Genomic DNA, 15917 nt, shown 5'->3' with positions numbered 1-15917 from the left:
AATGGCGGAAGCCGTGTCTCTGAAATCGCGTTGGGCGGCTGGAGAGGTGACATTCGGCGCCTGGTGCATGATGCCCGGCGCGCTCGGAGTCGAGGCCGTTTCGTCGCTTGGCTTCGACTGGATACTCGTCGATATGCAGCATGGCTGCATGGACTACGGACAGGCGCTTGATATGATCCGCGCCGCTGACATTCGCGGACTTCCAGCAATTGTACGCGTGCCCTGGAACGAGCCGGGAATCGTCGGCCGCGTTCTGGACGCGGGTGCCCTTGGCGTCGTCGCTCCGATGATTCAGACGGCCGACGATGCGAGGAGTTTGGTTGACTCCTGCCGCTATCCGCCGGTGGGGCGCCGCAGCTTCGGGCCTGTGCGTGTCGGAACGCGCGACGGCGCGGGGTATGCCTTCACGGCCAATGACCGTGTTGCCGTCGTTCCGATGATTGAGACGCGCTCCGCGCTCGATCAGGTCGATGAAATCGTCGGCTTGCCGGGGGTCGATGCCGCCCTGGTGGGGCCGTTCGACCTTTCGGTCGCGCTTGGTCTGCCGCCGGGAGACAATGACGGAAAGCCTGCTTTCGACGATGCCATAAAGACTGTTGTCGCTGCCTGCCGGCGGCACGGCAAGGCGGTAGCCGTCCTGTCGAACGCGATCGTCGCGCCGCTGCGCGTCGCGCAGGGGTTTCAAATGATCTCGGTTACGACGGACATCGCGGCGCTCTCTTCGGCGAGCATGGCGAGTCTCACGGCTGTGAAAGAAAAAACTGGAACAAAAAATGCTGGATAGTGCGACAAGGTCAAAAATCGTTGACGAGCTTTTCGACGTCTACGAGACACGCAGGCCGCTCCGGCGGCTGACCGGAACCTATCCTGGCTTGACCGTCGAGGATTCCTATCTGGTTCAGGAAGAGTTCGTCCGCCGCAAGGTTGACGCGGGCGCGAAGGTGAAGGGCTACAAGGTAGGGCTCACGTCGAAACCGATGCAGGAAATGGCCGGATCTTCGGAGCCGGATTTCAGCGCCATAACCGACGACATGTTCCTGCCTGAAGCGACGCCGATCGATGCTTCCCGGTTTTTCCGCCCGATGATCGAAATCGAAATCGCATTCGTCATGAAGCACGCGCTCAAGGGGCCGGGCGTGCTGCCCGTCGACGTCATCAGGGCGACCGATTTTGTTGTCCCTGCGATTGAGATTGTCGATTTCCGCGTAATGCCGGAGCCCGGTTTCGGCATGATCGACACCGTGGCCGATCTGGCTGCCTGCGGCGCTGTCGTGCTGGGCGCCAATCCGAGACGGCTCGACGCGATCGACGTGCGGCGCGTACATGGCGAATTGAGGTTGAACGGCAAATTGGAAGTCGAGGGCGATGCCTCGGCGGTTCTGGGCAATCCCGTCACGTCCGTCGCCTGGCTTGCGAACAAGCTCGGCCAATTCGGCGTTGTTTTCGAGCCGGGGCAGGTCGTGCTTACCGGGTCCTTTGTGCGGGCAATCCCCGTTAAGGCCGGCGACGACGTTTTGTGCCGCTTCGACCAGGGATTGGGCGATCTGTCGATGAGTTTTACCTGAGTCGTGGACGGCCGGTTACTGCGCCAAACAGGAAAAGTGTCGCGCAATTTCTCGCATATGCAGGTTATATCATTCTGTATAAGGATTAAAAGCACATGAAGCTAGTTCCTTTGATGAAAATTCACGTTCTTGTCGCCTCGCCATTCGACATCGGCGACACGACGCATGGCAAGCGGCTTGTCGCCAACATTACGGGGGGCGCGTTCGAGGGCAATCGCCTAACGGGCACCGTTTGCAGCAGTGGCGCCGACTGGATCGTCATCGATTCCGAGAATTTGGGGCATATCGACGTGCGGATCGTTCTGCAGACGAACGATGGCGCACACATCTATGTTCATTATACGGGCTTTCTCGAATATAACGACAAGTTCGTCACCGCGGCGCTTAGTGGCGGAGAAACGAAAATCGGCGACTCGTATTTTTTGAGCCAGCTGCGTTTCGAGACCGGCGCCGAAAAATATAAATGGTTGAACAGGGTTCTGGGCGTCGGGGAAGGGCGCGTTTATCCCGGCGGCATCGAGTATCAGGTTTACGAGCAGGCGCACGATTGAAACACGCACCCCGGAGAGCGGGAGGTGGCGGGTTGCCCGCTGTTCGTTTATGCGGCGCTGCAAGCGGGCGGCATGGGGTTTCGGTGCGTCGGACAAATTGAGGGAGCACGCATATGGCTGACAACGGAGCGGGAGCCGGTATTCGCTGGGACAAGGAAGTAGACTGGCTGGTCGTGGGCGGCGGCGGCGCCGGAATGGTGTCGGCTCTGACGGCCAATCATCTGGGCCTCGATACGCTGGTGATCGAAAAAGCGCCTTATATGGGCGGCAGCACGGCTCGATCGGGTGGCGTGGTCTGGATTCCCAACAACTACCTGGTGCGCGAAGGCGGGTTACCGGACTCGGAGGAACGGGCCAGGAGCTACATGGCCAGCACGGTCGGCAACCGCGTGCCCTCGGAAGTTCAGGAATCGTTTGTGAAGTACGGTCCGCAGATGATCGAGTTCCTGCGCGATCACACGGAAACGCGCTTCGTTTGGAGCAAGGGATATTCGGACTATTACCCCGAAGCGACTGGCGGCTTCCCTGAAGGCCGCGCCCTGGAAGCCGTTCCCTTCAACGGGACTTTGCTTGGCGCCAATCAGAAATATTTCCGCCCGCCGGTTCTGTCGGGCACTCATTACGCCGGCCTCCTGCTGTTCGAGTTGTTTTCGGTCGCCCGGATGCGCCGTCATTGGGATGGAAAACGCAAGTTCATGAAGGCGGCTTTCAACACGATCACAAACAGGCTGCTTGGAAGAAAAGTGATGACGGCGGGGCAGGGCACCGCCGGTCGGCTCTTTTACTCCATATTGCGTGCCAACATTCCGTTCGAAGTGAATACGGCCCTGACGTCGCTGGTGACGGAGAACGGTCGCGTCGTGGGCGCCGAGGTGTCGAAGGGCGGCAGGACGCTTCGGTACAAGGCGCGGCGCGGCGTGGCGCTGACCGCCGGCGGTTTCGCCCACAATCAGGAAATGCGCGATCGTTATCTGCCGCATCCCACAAGCTCGAAATGGTCGCTTGCCGCCGAAAGCGATATGGGCGATGCCATTCGTGCCGGTGAGAGCATTGGTGCCCGGCTCGATCTGATGGACGACGCTTGGTGGGGTCCGGTCAGTCACGTAAACGCCAACGAGAACCCGCATTTTTGCGTTCTCGAGCGCTCGCTGCCGGGATCGATGATCGTGAATTCCTCGGGCGATCGCTTTGTAAACGAGGCGGCGCCCTATTGCGACGTGGTCACCAGAATTTACGAAATGCATAACGGGACAGATACGTCCTGCGTGCCGGTATGGCTTATCCTGGATAAGGCGTACAAGGATTACTATATGATTGCCTCGAACATGCCGCGCCAGCCCATACCGAAGCGGTGGAACGAAAGCGGCGACGTGATCTCGGCGCCAGACCTTGCGGAACTTGCGGAGAAGATAGGCGTTCCGGCGGATCGACTCGCGAAGTCGATGGAGCGATTCAACAAGCTTGCCGAAACCGGTGTCGATGAGGACTATCATAGGGGCGACAGTGCGCATGACCGCATGTACGGCGATCCCTATTTCAAAAATCCGAACCTGGCGCCGTTGACGAAAGCTCCCTTCTTCGCCATCCGGCTCTATCCCGGCGACATCGGCACGCGCGGCGGGCTTGTTATCAACAGGTTCGGACAGGTGGTCTCGCAGTCGGGGGAGGTTATCGAGGGCCTTTGGGCGGCGGGCAACAGCACGGCGTCGGTCATGGGAAATTCCTACCCCGGACCCGGCGCGACTATCGGACCGGCCATGACATTCGGTTACATTTCTGCCATGAAAGGAGCGGGACTCATCTGACGTTTTAGGTATGTTTGACTTGGAAATTGTCGGCCCGCCAGTTCCGGGAGGGCGGCCTCTTGAAAGTTGCCGTGTGCCTGACGCCCGTCTCGTGGACAGATAGCTAAGCTGACAGCCTCTTCTTTTCGAGCTCCATAGGGCTCAAGTATACCCGAGCGTCGAGTGCCGGCGCAGGAGACCGCAGACGTGTTCGATGTCATCGAACACGTCTACCTTGGCGTGGTCTCTTGTGTGGTCGACCTTGCGGGCGCCCGTTCGATCTGGAGTGACGCATCGGCGCATCCGGCTTTCCACGCCGCCAGACCGCCGTCCGCGGAGCATCGGCGACAAGCTGGGTCGTCGCCCAATTCAGGGGCCAGACCGCCATAGGGCTTCCAGAAGCAGACGCATCAAGCCACCTTGCGTTTGCTGCTCTTTCTCAGGGCCGGTATGACGTGTCTGGCGAACGAACGCATGCTTTCGGCTGCCTTCTCATAGCTCATGCCGCCGAAAAGGAAGCAGGGATTGATGTCGAATTCGCCCAGAAGCGATTTGCGATATTCGAACTTGTCGACGATTTCCTTGGGCGTCCCCCAGGCCGTGACATCGAGATAGGTTCTGGCCATTCCATCCTTGCCGAGCGCGCGAATGGCGTCGACGGCCTGGGCGTAGGACTCGTAGCCCTTGGCATTTTTAAGATGCTCGCCGGCCAGTTCATAGTGATCGAGTACCGAAAGCAGATAGTTGGTCACATATTTCTGTCCCAACTCCTTCGCGCGTGCAGGATCGGTGTCGCAATAGGTGAAGTCGCATATCATGATCGGCGGTGCGTCTTCGCCATGTTGTGTCTTGTACGCAGCCTTGTATTCCTTGACGGCCTCGGCCTGAGCCTCCCACGGCTTTTGAGCGAAGATCACCATCCGCGCGCCAGCCTTCGCGCACTGAAGAACGGATTCCGGCGACATGGCGACCTGATAGATACGCTCCTTGAAGGAGCCGCGCGGATTGGGACGGATTTCGGTCCGCTTCTGCGGATAGAAGGGGCCGCTCCCTTCGATGAAGCCGGTCTCGAGAGCGTCGATAATCATCGGGCTTGCTTCGTCGAAGCGTTGGCGCGCTTCGTCCATATTCACGCCCATACCGGCATATTCCTTGCGCGCCAGGCCGCGACCCATCCCGAAGAGTGTTCGGCCTTGGCAAAGGTGATCCAGCAGGACGACCTTTTCCGCAATCCGAACGGGCACATTCCAGGGAAGGATGACGGCGCCGGTGCCTAGCTTGATGCGTTTGGTGCGCGCCGCCATGTAGCTCAGGAACTGAGTGTTGTCGGGACAAAACGAATAGTCCTCGAAATGGTGCTCGACGGGCCACAATGCGTCAAAGCCGAGTTCTTCCGCCAAAAGCCCGAGACGGATCTCCTCGTCATAGACTTGGCCGTCGGTTACGCCGGAGTTGGCTCTGTCGAAATTCTGAAAAACCATCTGAATGCCGAACTGCATCGGAATATCTCCCTGTCGTAATGATTTCGGTTTCTTGTTTCAGCGGCCCTTATAGTTAGGCCTGCGCTTCTCCATGAATGCCTTGGGCCCCTCGCGGGCATCCTCGGTCTTGAACACGGGTGCTGCGAAGCGCGACTCCATACCCATCGCCTCGCTCTCGGGGCGACCCAGACATTCGCGGGCGGATTTGCGAATTGCCTGAACGGCGATCGGCCCATTCGCGGCGATCTTCTCCGCGAGTTCGAATGCCGCGTCGAGCACCTGGTTTTGGGGGACGACACGATTCAGGAATCCCAGATCGTAGGCTTCCTGCGCGCTGATCAGGTCGCCGGTGAGCAGCAGTTCCATCGCCCTTGCATAAGGTATCTGGCGCGGAAGGCGCACCGTTGAGCCGCCGCCCGGAAAAATCGCCCATTTGACTTCCTGCACACCGAGCTTTGCCGTATCCGCAGCGATACGCATGTCCGTTCCTTGCGCCAACTCCATTCCGCCTGCGACGGCAAAGCCGTTGATCGCGGCGATGACCGGCTTTGTCACATCGAATGTGCGCAACAAGCCCTTGGCCAGGATATTCGGATCAGCCAGAATTTTCTGATCCCATTCGTTTTGCGGTTTGCGTGCGCCATTTATGAGCGGGATGAGTTGCCCGAGATCCGCGCCCGAACAAAACGCCTTGTCTCCGGCGCCGGTGACGATGGCGACGCGGATATTCGCGTCGTCGCGCACCTCTTCCCAATGACCGGCAAGCCTGACCAACATCTCCGGACTGAACGAGTTGCGCGCTTCCGGGCGGTTGAGCGTGATCAGCGCGATATGGCCCTTTTTTTCGAGCAGGGCCGGTTCCATCGTCATGTTCGCGTCTCCTCTGAATAACATATATGTGTTGCTGATCGCATGGATGTAAATTTATCTGGACTCGGGTTGCGCGGCCAGCGAAGATTTATGATCAGGGATTGTCAAATTAAAAGTCGCGCCCTTGAAACCAAATACGACGCTGGGAGAGCGCCAATGATCAAGAAGCCGATATCCGCGGATTCGCACATCACCGAACCTCCGCATTGCTATGTTGATTACATTGATCCCAAATTCCGTGATCGCGCGCCGCGCATCCAGCGGATCGACAAGATTGGCGATGCTTTCATCGTCGATGGTATGGGGTCTCCAGTTCCGATGGGGCTGGTGGCCGCCGCCGGCAAGGATCCGGCGGAGATCACGACAGACGGCGTCGCCTTCGAAGACCTGTGGAAGAGTGGCTGGGACGCCAAGTTCCGCGTTGCGGACCAGGAGAAGGATGGCATTGCGGCCGAGTTCATCTATCCGACGGTCGGAATGGTGATCTGCAACCATCCCGACTTCGACTACAAGAAGGCCTGCTTCGACGCTTATAATCGCTGGTTGCAGGAATACTGCGGGGAGGCGCCTGACCGTCTTTACGGTCTTGCGCAGGTTTCCATGCGATCACCGGAAGATGGCGTTGCGGAAATCAGGCATGCGAAGGAGATGGGCTTCAAGGGTGTGATGATGCCCGGAAACCCCGCCGTCGAGGATTATGATTCAACTGTATACGACAAGGTCTGGGCGACCGCTGTCGAGTGCGACATGCCGCTCTCGTTCCACATCCTGACCGGCAAATCGGACAGTCTTTCGGGGCAGGTCCGGGGTCCGCGTATCAACGGCTTCCTCTCGATCATTCGTGGCTGCCAGGACGTGATGGGCACTTTCATATTCGGCGGTGTCTTCGATCGCTTCCCCGACCTCAAGGTTGTCTGCGTCGAGGCCGATGCGGGCTGGGTTCCGCACTACATGTATCGCATGGACCATGCCTACAAGCGTCATCGCTACTGGATGAAGGCGCCGCCGCTCAAGCGGATGCCGAGCGACTATTTCAACGACAACATCTATGTGACGTTCCAGGACGACTGGGTTGCCTTCAGGATGAAGGATATGTGCAATGTTCGCCGCCTGATGTGGGCGAACGATTTCCCGCATTCGGATTCGACCTGGCCCTGGTCGCAGGCAATGCTGGAAGAGCACACGAAAAATCTGAGCGAGCAGGAACGCAACTGGATATGCCACGACAACGTCGCGGAACTCTACAAGCTCGCCGTTTGACGATCCGTATACTGATGTCAAGGCGCGGATTTTTTCGATTCACGGGGAGGACGTTTTCATGGACTACGATCTGAAGATCGTGGGTGGATTCATTGTCGACGGCACCGGCTCTCCGGGCTATGCCGGAGACATCGGTATTCGCGATGGCAAAGTTGTGGCTATGGGGCAGGCCCCCGCCGGGGCGAGGACGACTATCGACGCCCGGGGGCAGGTCGTTGCCCCCGGCGTCGTCGATATACATACGCATTACGATGCCCAGCTTCTGTGGGACAGGAATCTGTCGATCTCGCCGTGGCACGGCGTGACGACGGTCGTGGTGGGCAATTGCGGGTTCGGCATCGCACCGACGCGCAAGGAGCACCGCGGCCTTATTCTGCGGACGCTCGAAAATGTCGAGGGCATGAGCGTCAGGGCGCTGGAGGCCGGTCTCGGCGACGAATGGGGGTTCGAGACGTTTCCCGAATATCTCGACGTCGTGGAAAAGAAGGGTACGTTGATCAACGTGGCCGTTCTTCTGGGGCATACGCCGCTTCGCCTCTATGCCCTCGGGCCTGAATCCACCGAACGGGCGGCGCGGCCGGAGGAGGTCAGGCATATGAAAAGCCTGATGCGCGAGGGCCTCGAAGCGGGCGCACTCGGTTATGCGACATCGAAATCGCCGACGCATGTGGGCTACGAGGGCAGACCGGTTCCAAGCCGGCTGGCGGCGTTCAGCGAGATACGGGAGATCGCGTCGGCGCTGGGCGAGGCGGGCGAAGGCGTGATACAGGCGACTGTCGGCAAGGAACTGTCATTTGATGAATTCGCGGAATTGAACCGCGTTTCCGGTCGCCATGTCAGTTGGACGGCGTTGCTGGGCGGTGGCGGGGTGCTGAATGTCGGCTCCGCAGCCGAGCAGTTGGCGCGCTCAAACGAACTTCAGTCGGCTGGTTACGCGGTGTTTCCGCAGGTCACCTGCAGGCCACTCAATTTTGAATTTCGATTCGATCAGCCGTTTCTGTTCCAGAGCATGCCGGTCTTCGCGCCGGTGAACAAAGCCGACCGCGCGGAAAAACTGAGGCTTTACGCCGACAACTCTTTCCGGGCGGGATTCCGGGACGCGATGCGTGGTCCGATTCTCAGTGCATGGGACAAGGCGGTCATCGCTTATTGTCCGGATCGGCCGGAGTTCGGAGAACGGCTGGTGTGCGACGTAGCAGCGGAACTCGGATGCAACTCGATCGATCTTGCGTTGGATCTCTCGATTCAAAGCGATCTGCAGACGCGGTTCCGCCTGCCTGTCGCAAACGCCGACGAAGACGAAGTGGCAACGTTGCTGCGCGATTCCTGCACGGTGCTCGGCCTCTCGGACGCAGGCGCGCATGCGAGCCAACTCTGCGATGCATGTTTTTCTACGCATCTTCTCGGAAGATGGGTCCGTGAAAAGCGCGTTTTGACGCTGGAGGAGGCGGTCCGGATGCTGACATCGCGGCCCGCCGAGGTGTTCGGCATCAAGGATCGCGGTCGCCTCGCTGTGGGAATGCCCGCCGATGTCCTGATCTTCGACGCCGAAACGGTTGGCGCAAGTTCCCTTCGCAGGGTCTATGACCTGCCTGCTGGCGAAGACCGGCTGATTTCCGATGCCTCGGGCATTTCGGCCGTCGTCGTCAACGGGACATTGATCCGGCGCAATGGCGTCGATGTGTTGGGCGCCGAAGGTCGTTTGCCGGGCCGTCTGTTGCGCCATGGCGCAGCAGCCTGAGGAGGACGTGAAAAATGAGTCTTGAGGAACTTGCTGTCGTTCGTCAGCTGCTTGCGGGCCTTGTGACCGGGGAGGCTCGTTCTCTTGAGGATTTTCGTACCTCGTATGACGAGGCTGGCAAGGCGTTCGGTCTTCCCGAAGGCGTGACGGTCACGCCGGTTTCCGCCGGCGGGGTTCCCGGCGAATGGCTGGCGCCGGCTGCCGGTGCCGGCAAGCGGGTTTTGCTCTATCTGCATGGAGGAGGCTATGCGCTTGGTTCTCTCGACTCGCATCGCCATCTTGCGGCGCGCGCAGCTCTTGCCCTGAAAGGCCGGGTTCTGCTGATCGACTACAGGCGGTCTCCAGAGCATCCATTTCCGGCGGCTGTCGATGATGCGCTTGCTGCTTATCGCTGGTTGATCGAGACGGGCGTCGACCCGGTGAAGCTCGCTGTGGCGGGAGATTCAGCCGGCGGCGGCCTGACGGTTGCCGTGCTTCTGGCGGCGCGCGATGCCGGTCTCGGACTTCCGGCTGCGGCCGTTTGTATTTCGCCGTGGGCCAATCTTGAAAATAAAGGTGCCTCTTATGGCGCGAAAGCGAATGTGGACCCGATGGTGCGCCATGCCGATCTTGAGCTGTGGACGGCGGCCTATCTGGGAACTTCAACCCCGCGCAGGACGCCTCTGGCATCGCCGGTATATGCCGATCTCAAGGGATTGCCGCCATTCCTGATTCAGGTAGGCAGTTCGGAGGTTTTGCTCTCGGATAGCCACTTATTGGCCGATAGATTGAAAGAGGCTGGCGTATCCGTCAATCTCCATGTCTGGCCGGAGATGATTCATGTCTGGCACTGGTTTGCGCCGGTCTTGAGCGAAGGCCGCGCGGCGATCGACGAGCTGGCCAGCTTCCTGGATACAAAGCTCGGATGATTATGGCGCTGTATCGTCGTCGATTTCAAGTTGGTCCTCGTCGTCTACAGTCTCCTTAAAGCCTTGCCCGTTTTGTGAGATGTGCTCGGCGATAGCGTTTTTCAGTAACGCCGTGAACGGTTGTTTACGATTGCGAAAATACTCGTTGGGAGCGGCTATGCCGATCGCGACCGAGCGTCCGGACGGACCCATCGGAATGGGCATCGCCAGCATAGTCGCTCCCGGCGTCACGAGATCGCTGTAAAGCGCAAGCCCGCGTTTTCTGATTCTTTGCAGTTCGTCTTCGATCTCCTGCATCGATTCCCGCCGCTCCGGCATGGCGGCAAGGGCATCATGAATCAGACGTCTCGCTTCGGGCAACGGAAGTTCGCTCAGCAGAACGCGGCCAATCGTCGAAAAAGCGAGCATTCGCTTGGTGCTTGGCTTGACATGGAAGCGGATGGGCGACGTACCTTGAATCACCTTCACATATTGAGCATAAGCCCCTAGACGCGCAGCGAGGATGATCGTGCATCCCGTATCGGCCGAAAGCCGTCTCATAAGGCGCTGGACATTCCGGATCGGTAACGCCTCGGCTTCCACCCAGTTTCCCAGCAGAGATATCCGGATGCTTGGAAAAAAAGTCTTGCCCCGGTCGTCGTGCTCCAGATAACCGAGGCTCACGAGGCTTTTCAGAAGGGCGGCGGTGCTGGAATGAGGATAACTCAGCGCCTGCGCTACGTCTTGAATCGTCACCGGGCGTCTTACTTCGTCGAAATACTCGAAAATCTCCAGAACACGGGTCGCGGATTTTACCGTTGCAGCCGACGGCTGTTCGGATTTGAGGACATTAGCGTTCATGCGACAACTCTGATTTATATGGTCTCTTCCGCGTCTCGTTTTTCGTTTGTTTCCTCAAAGAAAGAGCGCGAGGCGCGTGCCATCCTCGATCGCCCTCACAGCATCAAGTTGTTGAGGCTTGTCGACGCCGCCGATCATGTGAACGGGTTTGCCCAAGGACTGCGCCAACGACAACGCATCGTCCGCCGATTCCTGTCCGGCGCAGACGACAATCGTGTCGACTTTCAAAGTCTGCGGTTTACCGCCTGCCTCGATGTGGAGCCCGGTATCGTCGATTTTCCGATAGGTTACATCGCCGGTCATCGTAACGCCGCGGAACATCACCTCCAGAAAATTCGCCCATCCCCTGGTCTTGCTCAGGCTGGCGCCGAAGCTATCGCGCGGCTTGCGCTGGAGAAGATGAATCTTGCGCGATGAAGGCCATTGATGATTGGCGGGCAGCAAAGCGCCTGGCTGCGTATAGCTCAGATCAATTCCCCACTCGGCGGAAAATCCCTCGACATCGGGATGTGACGGATCGTGTGGACCATGCGGATGGGACAGGAGTGCTGCCACGTCGAAGCCAATGCCACCGGCGCCGATAATGGCAACCTCGGCACCGACGCGTGCGGTGTTTGTGATTGCCTCTACATAGGTCATAACCGACGGGTGATCCGCACCCGGAATGTCAAGACGGCGCGGGCGAACGCCGGTTGCGACGACGATTTCGTCAAATCCTCCGCTCTCCAGATCGGCGAGCGCAGCCGGTCGTCCGCAGCGGACATCGATGCCCAGTTCGTCGAGCCGGTTCCTGAAATAGCGGACAGTCTCGGCATAATCCTCCTTGCCGGGAATCCGCTGTGCCAGATTGAATTGACCGCCGATATCGATGTCGGCTTCGAATAGTACCACCTTGTGGCCGCGTTCGGCCGCCGTCACCGCGCAGGCAAGACCCGCCGGGCCGCCGCCAAGGACCGCAATGTGCTTTCCTCTGGCTGCTGTCGCGATCTTGAACTCGACTTCGCGGCATGCGGCGGGATTGACCATGCAGGTCGTCAGTCGTCCGGTAAAGGCATTGTCGAGGCAGGCCTGATTGCAACCGATGCAAGTATTGATTTTCGACGATGCGCCCGATGCCGCTTTCGCAACAAAATCGGGATCGGCCAATAGTGGACGCGCGAGCGAAACCATGTCGGCTTGTCCGTCTGCAATCAGTTGCTCCGCTTGCTCCGGCGTATTGATCCGATTGGACGCGACCACGGGTATCGCGACTTCTGCCTTGAGCCGCTTGATCGCCCAGGTGAAAGCTCCGCGCGGCACCATATGAGCGATCGTCGGCACACGCGATTCATGCCAGCCTATGCCGGTATTGAGGATGTTTGCTCCGCTTACCTCGACATCTTTTGCGAGGGCTGCGACGTCCGGCCAGGAATTACCCCCCTCGACAAGATCTAGAACGGATATCCGGTAAACGATAATGAAGTCCGGTCCGCAATGCTTGCGGACACGCCCGACGACTTCAACCGGCAAGCGTCGCCGGTTTTCCGCCGAACCGCCCCAACCATCTGTGCGCTGATTTGTGCGCGCCGCAGTGAACTGATTGAGAAAATAGCCCTCCGAACCCATGACTTCAACGCCGTCATATCCGGCTTCGCGTGCGAGTGCCGCGGCAGTGCCAAAATCCTCGATGGTCTGGAGGATTTCATCTTCACCCAGGGCGCGGGGCGCAAGCGGATTGATGCGGGACCTGACTGCGGAGGGAGCCACCAGTTCGGCATGCCGGCTGTACCGGCCCGCATGCAGGAGCTGGAGAACGATCTTTCCGCCCTCATCGTGGACAGCGCGTGTGATCACACGATGACTCTCAACGAGGTCCTCAGTCATGACCGACGCGCGCTCTGCAAGCCTTCCCGCCCTGTTCGGCGAGATACCGCCGGTAACAAGAATTCCGACGCCGCCCTTTGCGCGTCGTGCGAAGAATTTGGCCTGTCGCTCGAAACCGTCCGGCATCTCCTCGAGGCCGGTGTGCATCGATCCCATCAAAACGCGGTTTCTGAGCGCAGTAAACCCGAGATCGAGCGGTGCAAGCAGATGAGCAAAGATATCTGGCGTTTTTTTCACTTCGACCAATTTCCGTCCGTCAGGGCTTGAATGCCGCTTTGGCCTGAGACAGCACGACATTACCGTTTTGCGTCTCGGCCTGCACGATTGCGACTCCGTCGCCCGTTTTCCACATCTTCGTTATAATGGTGTCGCCGAAATAGACCTGAGCGGCAAAGCGTCCGCTGAGAGATTTGAAGCGGGCAGGATCGTTGCCGCAAAGCTCGCGCAGGACCGCGCGGCCGACAAAGCCATATGTGCAAAGCCCGTGAACGAAGGGCTTTTCAAAGCCGCCCAGTTTGGCGAAGTCCGGATCAATGTGGATCGGATTGCGGTCGCCCGAGAGGCGGTAGATTGCCCCTTGCTCGGGGCGCGTCACATCCTCGACCACGGCGTCAGGCGTCCGATCCGGCGGCGTCGAGTCGACGCCCGAAGGGCCGCGCTCTCCGCCGAATCCGCCGGCGCCGCGCACAAATAGTGTTGCGTGAGTTTTGAAGAGGGGCCCCTTCTCGTCGGAACCTGTGCTCTCAACCCCGATAACGGCCGCCTTGCCTTTGTCCCAAACCTCGGAAACGCGTCCCGTTACCTTGATCTTGGCCGATGAGGGCAGGGGACGCAGCAACTCGACGGATTGCTCGCCATGCAGCAGCATTTCCAGCTTCATCTCGACGCCGCTCATCAGCCCGGCGAGCCCTCGCCCGCCAGGGATGACGGCGTAAGTCGGCAAAACTTTCGGTCCCCGGCCTTCGTAAATGAAATCAAGCCCGTCGGCGGGACGAGCGCCGACGCCGAGTGCATAGAGCATCGTGTCCTTGTCGGACCATTCCACATCGACGGCCGGAAACGTCATGCCGACCAAATCCTTCGAAATCGCCTTTTTTCCGCTCATTGTCGCGATCCTGTTCTTGAATTGTTATTCCTCGAATTGTTATTCCTCGCCAGATCAAGGCTTCTTGCCATCCGGTGGCCAGGCGACGACGCCATCCTCAAGCGGGATTTTCAGGCTTTTGAGCAGTTGCGAGAAAAGCGTCCAGTTGCCGATGGCGACAACCAGTTCGATGCGTTCTTCGGCCGTTTTCAGGTGTGCCGCACAGGCAGTCCATGTGGCGTCCGAAATCATGCCGCCGTCGAGCGTCTCGTCGGTCGCGGCGAGAACGGCGCGGTCGGCGTCTGACAGGCAGGAAGCATTTTTCCAATCCCGCGTGGCGACCAGATCCGCCTCCGGAATGTCCAGCATGCGGGCGACCCGCCAATGTTGTGTCCATTCATAGAGCGATTTTGTCTTCCAGCCGATACGCATGATGATGAGTTCGCGCAGTCTTGCATCGAGCTTGTTGCCCTGGAAAAGCAGGGTGTTCAGCGTCGAGGCAAGCTCGCTCGCTACATCGGGATGCCGGAGCAAGACCCTGAAGACGCTGAGTGGCGCCATTTGTTCGGATATGCCGGCCTTCGCGGCCGCGGCCGCCGCTTCCGCCATCGACAGCAGGGGAACCCTGGGCGTTTCATCGGTCATTATTATTTTGTCCTCCCCAAAATTTTGCGAAGCCGGAAGTTTAGGGCTTCGCATCCTACCTTTGAGCCTCTATAACACATACGAAGATAAAAAAATATATATGTGTTATCGACGCGTCGTCGGCGCCGACACGAAACAGGGAGTTGAAAATGTTGCCGAAAAAATCGATGGCGATGGTGCAAACGGCTCCGCGCAAACTCGAAGCCCGCGATTTACCGATCCCCCAGATCGCCGACGACAGCGCCATCCTCCGCATCGAAGCCTGCGGCATTTGCGGCAGTGATTACGAACAATACGAAGGGGTCTTGCAGACTCCGATGCCGGTGATTCCGGGCCACGAACCTCTCGGGATTATCGAGGCAATCGGCGACAAGGCCGCCAGGCGCTGGGGCGTCGATGTTGGTGATCGGGTCGCCATCGAGACGATGTTGTCATGCCATTGCTGCGACACCTGTGTCGGCGGGCATTATCACCTCTGCGACCGTCGCCAGATCTACTCATATATTCCGCTCACGGAGTCACCGGGCCTCTGGGGTGCCTATTCGCAATATATGTATCTCGCGCCCAACACGATCCTTCACAAGATGGACAAGAACCTTCCGGCGGAACTGGCGGTCATGTTCAATCCGCTGGGCGCCGGTTTCCGCTGGGCGGTAGAGATTCCGCAGACGCAGGTTGGCGATACCGTTTTGATTTTTGGGCCCGGACAGCGCGGGCTTGCGAGCGTCGTTGCCGCACGTGAAGCCGGCGCGGGAAAGATCATAGTCACGGGGCTTGCGGCCGATTCAAACAAGCTCCAGATGGCGCTTGCTCTGGGCGCCGATCACATCATCGACGTGCAGAACGAAAATGTTGTCGATCGCGTGCGGGCGTTGACAAACGGAAAGGGCGCGGACGTCATCGTTGAGGTTACATCCTACGCGACTCAGCCGGTCCGTGATGCGCTGGATTGTGTCCGTATGGGCGGAACGGTCGTCCTTGCCGGCGTCAAGGGATTTAAGCCCGTCTCCGATTTTGTGTCCGACCTTATCGTCATGAAGGAAATCACCATCAAGGGCGCGATCGGCGTTACGTCGTCGGGATACAAGAAGGCGATCGAGATGATCGAGCGCCGCAAATATCCTCTTGAGCTCATGCACACTCATAATTTCGAGCTTGAGGAAGCTGAACTGGCGATCAAGACGCTGGCGCGCCAGATCGAGGGGCAGGAATCCGTCCATTCCTGTCTCATTCCGGCGACTTGATCTGTCTACAGAATATTTTCTACGGAAGGTGTGCGGCGGATCAACGACAAGGCTGCGTGCCGGGGCAATGATGATGAGGGC

Annotated in this window: 14 protein-coding genes; 8 read left to right on the top strand and 6 right to left on the bottom strand. The window is 59.0% G+C overall.

Going from position 1 to position 15917, the window contains the following annotated elements:
* The first annotated feature begins 1 nt into the window (after position 1).
* From Q8S60_RS08075 to Q8S60_RS08060, 4 genes are all read left to right on the top strand, one after another.
* Positions 2-784: an HpcH/HpaI aldolase/citrate lyase family protein gene (locus Q8S60_RS08075; RefSeq protein ID WP_012110700.1), complete on the top strand. Its 783-nt coding sequence runs from the start codon at positions 2-4 to the stop codon at positions 782-784.
* Complete coding sequence (locus Q8S60_RS08070; RefSeq protein ID WP_012110701.1) at positions 774-1565, top strand: 2-keto-4-pentenoate hydratase; 792 nt, start codon at positions 774-776, stop codon at positions 1563-1565. Before Q8S60_RS08075 ends, Q8S60_RS08070 begins: the two co-directional genes overlap by 11 nt.
* 95 nt (positions 1566-1660) lie before the next feature.
* A complete protein-coding gene (locus tag Q8S60_RS08065) occupies positions 1661-2116 on the top strand; it encodes a DUF3237 domain-containing protein (protein ID WP_012110702.1) in 456 nt (151 codons plus the stop codon).
* 113 nt (positions 2117-2229) lie between these two features.
* The gene (locus tag Q8S60_RS08060; protein WP_012110703.1) at positions 2230-3921 is read left to right on the top strand and encodes an FAD-dependent oxidoreductase; all 1692 of its coding nucleotides are present in this window, start codon (positions 2230-2232) and stop codon (positions 3919-3921) included.
* 389 nt (positions 3922-4310) lie between these two features.
* Here the strand turns inward: Q8S60_RS08060 and Q8S60_RS08050 are convergent, their stop codons facing one another.
* On the bottom strand, positions 4311-5399 hold the full coding sequence (locus Q8S60_RS08050) for an LLM class flavin-dependent oxidoreductase (RefSeq protein WP_012110704.1): 1089 nt from the start codon (positions 5397-5399) through the stop codon (positions 4311-4313).
* Positions 5400-5438: 39 nt separating this feature from the next.
* The gene (locus Q8S60_RS08045) at positions 5439-6251 is read right to left on the bottom strand and encodes an enoyl-CoA hydratase-related protein (protein WP_012110705.1); all 813 of its coding nucleotides are present in this window, start codon (positions 6249-6251) and stop codon (positions 5439-5441) included.
* A 156-nt stretch (positions 6252-6407) separates the two neighbouring features.
* Between Q8S60_RS08045 and Q8S60_RS08040 the strand changes: the two genes are divergently transcribed.
* From Q8S60_RS08040 to Q8S60_RS08030, 3 genes are read left to right on the top strand one after another with little or no spacing between them, the layout of a single operon-like run.
* Complete coding sequence (locus Q8S60_RS08040) at positions 6408-7511, top strand: amidohydrolase family protein (protein WP_012110706.1); 1104 nt, start codon at positions 6408-6410, stop codon at positions 7509-7511.
* 58 nt (positions 7512-7569) lie between these two features.
* Entirely contained in the window at positions 7570-9252 is a 1683-nt protein-coding gene (locus Q8S60_RS08035; RefSeq protein WP_012110707.1) for an amidohydrolase family protein, read from the top strand.
* A gap of 14 nt (positions 9253-9266) precedes the next feature.
* On the top strand, positions 9267-10160 hold the full coding sequence (locus Q8S60_RS08030; protein ID WP_012110708.1) for an alpha/beta hydrolase: 894 nt from the start codon (positions 9267-9269) through the stop codon (positions 10158-10160).
* On the opposite strand, the gene Q8S60_RS08025 is transcribed toward Q8S60_RS08030, so the two are convergent.
* Genes Q8S60_RS08025 through Q8S60_RS08010 form a run of 4 tightly spaced genes read right to left on the bottom strand, consistent with a single transcriptional unit; the run spans position 10161 to position 14592 of the window.
* Positions 10161-11000 carry an IclR family transcriptional regulator gene (locus Q8S60_RS08025; RefSeq protein ID WP_012110709.1) on the bottom strand — a complete coding sequence of 280 codons (840 nt, stop codon included), beginning with the start codon at positions 10998-11000 and terminating at the stop codon, positions 10161-10163. It abuts the gene before it with no gap.
* A gap of 54 nt (positions 11001-11054) precedes the next feature.
* Complete coding sequence (locus tag Q8S60_RS08020; protein WP_012110710.1) at positions 11055-13100, bottom strand: NADPH-dependent 2,4-dienoyl-CoA reductase; 2046 nt, start codon at positions 13098-13100, stop codon at positions 11055-11057.
* A gap of 19 nt (positions 13101-13119) precedes the next feature.
* Entirely contained in the window at positions 13120-13968 is an 849-nt protein-coding gene (locus Q8S60_RS08015) for a MaoC/PaaZ C-terminal domain-containing protein (RefSeq protein WP_012110711.1), read from the bottom strand.
* A gap of 54 nt (positions 13969-14022) precedes the next feature.
* Positions 14023-14592 carry a carboxymuconolactone decarboxylase family protein gene (locus Q8S60_RS08010; protein ID WP_012110712.1) on the bottom strand — a complete coding sequence of 190 codons (570 nt, stop codon included), beginning with the start codon at positions 14590-14592 and terminating at the stop codon, positions 14023-14025.
* A gap of 149 nt (positions 14593-14741) precedes the next feature.
* Here Q8S60_RS08010 and Q8S60_RS08005 point away from each other — a divergent pair, with 149 nt between their 5' ends.
* Positions 14742-15836, top strand: coding sequence for a zinc-binding dehydrogenase (locus tag Q8S60_RS08005; RefSeq protein ID WP_012110713.1), 1095 nt, complete (start codon positions 14742-14744; stop codon positions 15834-15836).
* The last annotated feature ends 81 nt before the right edge of the window (positions 15837-15917 follow it).

The organism is Parvibaculum sp. (assembly GCF_030694575.1).
Classification (GTDB): Bacteria; Pseudomonadota; Alphaproteobacteria; order Parvibaculales; family Parvibaculaceae; genus Parvibaculum.
Note: the sequence above shows the minus strand (reverse complement) of the source record. Positions and strands in the feature narration are given on the sequence as shown.